The following is a 3,361-nucleotide window of genomic DNA, read 5'->3' on the forward strand; positions in this document are numbered from 1 at the left end:
TAAATGTATTCAGCGTCTTATGAAACTAATGGGATTAAAGGCAGTTATACGAAAAAAACGTTATCGTTATAAATCGAACACTGAAGAATACACTGCAGCTAATATTTTAAATCGAGAATTCAAGAAAGAATACGAGCCAATGGCTCTACTATTAACGGATATCACTGAATTGAAGTATGGAAAGGGAGAAAAAGCTTATTTAAGTGCAGTTTTAGATTATGGCACAAAGAAAATAGTTGCTTATCAAATCTCTAAACAAAACAATAATCAAATTGTTAAAGATACTTTTAATCAAATAAAAAGAAAGATAATTCCAACAAAAACAATGATTCATAGCGATCGAGGATTCCAATATACTTCTCATTTCTTTAAGCACTTTATAGAAGAAGGACAAATAACACATAGTATGTCCCGTCCTGGAAGATGTATCGATAATGGACCAATTGAATCATTCTGGGGAACCTTAAAGGAAGAAGTATATCGTTTATATCATTTCAAAACCTATGAATCTCTTTTCGAGAAAGTTGAGGAGTATATCCAGTTCTATAATAAGAAAAGAATTTCTTTATCAATGGGGTTAAAAATCCCAGCATAAATAAAAAGACGAGTTCATAAGAACTCGTCATACACTTTATTTATTTTCCTGTCTACTTGACAGGGTGCACTTCAAAAATCTTGATATAATAGGCTTTTCTTAATAAAGCTTTTCTTTGGTAAAAAGTAATATGGAACAAAAGTAATTATCAGCAAATAAGTTGTGTGATAATAATACGATTTAATACCTATGCTATAATAGCCTAAACCTCTCGAAAGATAATATATCTATTTCAGATTAGTAAAATTGAGAATGATTATAAGGAGATAACTTTTATGAAAAAAGCAATGCTAATTATTAATCCAACTTCTGGAGGAGAAAAGGCGTTAGACTATAAAGAAAAATTAGAAAATAAAGCAAAAGAATACTTTGAATATGTTGAAACGAAGATTACTGAAAAAGCTAAAGATGCTACTGCTTTTGCGGAAGAAGCTTCAATGGAGAATTATGAAGCGGTAATTGTTTTTGGTGGGGATGGAACTGTTAATGAAGTGATTTCTGGTATTGCTGAAAAGAACTATATTCCTAAATTAGGGATTATTCCAGGAGGGACTGGCAATTTAATTACTAAATTGCTAGAAATTAGTCAAGATATTGATGAGGCAATTGACCAACTTGATTTTAATAAAACAAATGCGATCGATATTGGAAAAGCAAATAAGAGCTATTTTGGATATATCTTTAGTGTAGGTTCTTTACCAGAGGCGATTCATAACGTTGAAATAGAAGATAAAACAAAGTATGGAGTATTAGCTTATGCAATAAATACAATTAAGTCCGTTATTAAAGATGAGGTGTTCAATATTAAAATTGAAACAGAAAATGGGAATTACGAAGGGGAAGCTAGTCAAGTATTAGTTTTGCTTTCTAATTATTATGCTGACAAGAAAATATTTGAAGAAAACAAAGATGGGTATGCGAATATATTAATTTTGAAAAATGCGTCTATAATTTCAAAATTATCATTAATTCCAGATTTGTTAAAAGGTGACATTGTTGAGAATGATAATATTGAATATATTAAAGCAAAAGATATTACAATCTCATCAGATACTAAATTAGAATCCGATATTGATGGTGACCAATCTGATGATTTGCCAGTAAAAATTACAGTATTAGGAAATCATATTGAAATTTATTCATTATAAACATAAAAAATATTCGTGGTGCGTATATAAGATGACTTTGTGAAGGGAACCCGATTTTAACCGTAACAAAAACGACAAAAATGGCTCTTTTTGTGAATGTAAGCAGATACATTGCTTTAGAATTATTTTAATGTATAATTAAAAGTGTAAATACCAAACAGAAAGGGAGATTTATTATGACAGATAAAGGATTTACAGATAAGGTTAAAGGAAAAGCAAAGGAAGTTGTGGGAGAAGTTACTAACGACGACTCTACAAAAGCAGAAGGTCTTTTAGACCAAGCTGTTGGAAAAGCTAAAGAAATTGCTTCAGATGTTAAAGATGTTGCGACTGAATTAGTTGAAAAAGCTAAAGACGCACTTGATTCTAAATCTGAAGAAAAATAGTCGTATAATTATATTTACTGAGGATAGTACGGCTGAATGCCGTGCTATCTTTTTATTATTTAAAGGAGTGAATTAAATGGGTATTCTATCTTGGTTAGTACTTGGCGCATTCTCTGGATGGATCGCAAGTATTATTATGAATAAAAATGAATCTATGGGTGCAGTAGCAAATATCTTTACTGGTATTGTTGGTGCTTTTATCGGAGGAGCAGTATTTAACTTCTTCGGTGGATATGAAGTTACAGGCTTAAATCTTCATAGTGTAATAGTATCAGTTGTAGGTGCATGTATCCTGTTGTGGGTTTTAAATAAATTCAATAAGAAATAAAAGACAAAAAGCGACAGAAAATTTCTATCGCTTTTTTAGTTTGTTTAATGCCAATCCTCGAATTCTTCATCGTGATTTTCTAAGTTGAGCTCAATTAGTTTTTCTCTTAAAGACTAGAATGCTTCTATATAATACATTTCCATTTTTAAAAGCAATGAATGGTTTATCTATTAATTCTATAGATAGAATAATAAGCTTTAAAGTCTTTCCTTTCTTGTCTAATAGGTTGCTTAGCTTACCTAGTAGCGTGTCATCGTTATAATTGAGTTTAAGAGTAGTAGAATCAGAATATGACACTGTAAGAGAAATTCTATAAAAATGGAACAAATTATGGAACAAAAACACAAAATAAGCACTTAAAAGCCTTATTCTAAAGGACTTTCAAGTGCTTTTCTTATGCCGAAAACAGGGGTCGAACCTGCGACCTACGCGTTACGAGTGCGTTGCTCTGCCAACTGAGCTATTTCGGCTTCTTGTACTATTAATTATACGAGTGTTATTCTAAATTGTAAAGGTTTCGCGATGGATTTATATAGAAGAAATCCGACTTTCTTGAGCATTTTAATAAAATAGAAAAACTTTTAAAAAATTGAATCATATCGGTTGAAATTGATAATCAGTTATGATAAATTAATATCACTGTTGGGCGAACATTCGCTTATAAAACACTTTCAAAAAAACTTTGAAAAAGTTACATGAAATCTGTTGACAGTGAAAATGTCCTGTGATAGGATATAGAAGTTGTTGAAAAACAACGATTGACCTTTGAAAACTGAACAAAGAAGACGAACCAAATGTGTAGGGACTTCATCTTTATGATGAAGAAACAACAATTTCTTATCTCTTAAAGAGATACAATAAGTCAGTAATTAAAATGAGCTTTTCAAAGCTCATGAAAATTCAA

4 protein-coding genes and 1 tRNA gene are annotated in these 3,361 nt (G+C 30.7%); 4 read left to right on the plus strand and 1 reads right to left on the minus strand.

What is annotated here, in order from left to right:
* The 4 genes from O3798_RS08565 to O3798_RS08580 all read left to right on the plus strand — a co-directional run.
* Window positions 1-595: IS3 family transposase (locus tag O3798_RS08565; RefSeq protein WP_371464293.1), on the plus strand; the 595-nt coding region annotated here is incomplete at its 5' end.
* Between the two features lie 275 nt (window positions 596-870).
* Window positions 871-1,743 (plus strand): diacylglycerol kinase family protein, encoded by an 873-nt coding sequence (locus tag O3798_RS08570; RefSeq protein ID WP_371464294.1) that lies wholly within the window; start codon window positions 871-873, stop codon window positions 1,741-1,743.
* A 176-nt stretch (window positions 1,744-1,919) separates the two neighbouring features.
* Window positions 1,920-2,129: a CsbD family protein gene (locus tag O3798_RS08575; protein ID WP_048712544.1), complete on the plus strand. Its 210-nt coding sequence runs from the start codon at window positions 1,920-1,922 to the stop codon at window positions 2,127-2,129.
* Window positions 2,130-2,205: 76 nt separating this feature from the next.
* Window positions 2,206-2,457: a GlsB/YeaQ/YmgE family stress response membrane protein gene (locus O3798_RS08580; protein ID WP_371464295.1), complete on the plus strand. Its 252-nt coding sequence runs from the start codon at window positions 2,206-2,208 to the stop codon at window positions 2,455-2,457.
* 397 nt (window positions 2,458-2,854) lie between these two features.
* Here the strand turns inward: O3798_RS08580 and O3798_RS08585 are convergent.
* Window positions 2,855-2,927 (minus strand) — tRNA-Thr (locus O3798_RS08585).
* Between the last annotated feature and the right edge of the window lie 434 nt (window positions 2,928-3,361).

The sequence above is a fragment of the Granulicatella sp. 20925_1_45 genome (genome assembly GCF_041433555.1).
In the GTDB taxonomy this organism is placed as follows: Bacteria; Bacillota; Bacilli; order Lactobacillales; family Aerococcaceae; genus Granulicatella.

Coding starts and splice junctions, on each gene's coding strand:
- O3798_RS08570 (WP_371464294.1), top strand. CDS start 871: ATGAAAAAAGCAATGCTAATTATTAATCCAACTTCTGGAGGAGAAAAG.
- O3798_RS08575 (WP_048712544.1), top strand. CDS start 1,920: ATGACAGATAAAGGATTTACAGATAAGGTTAAAGGAAAAGCAAAGGAA.
- O3798_RS08580 (WP_371464295.1), top strand. CDS start 2,206: ATGGGTATTCTATCTTGGTTAGTACTTGGCGCATTCTCTGGATGGATC.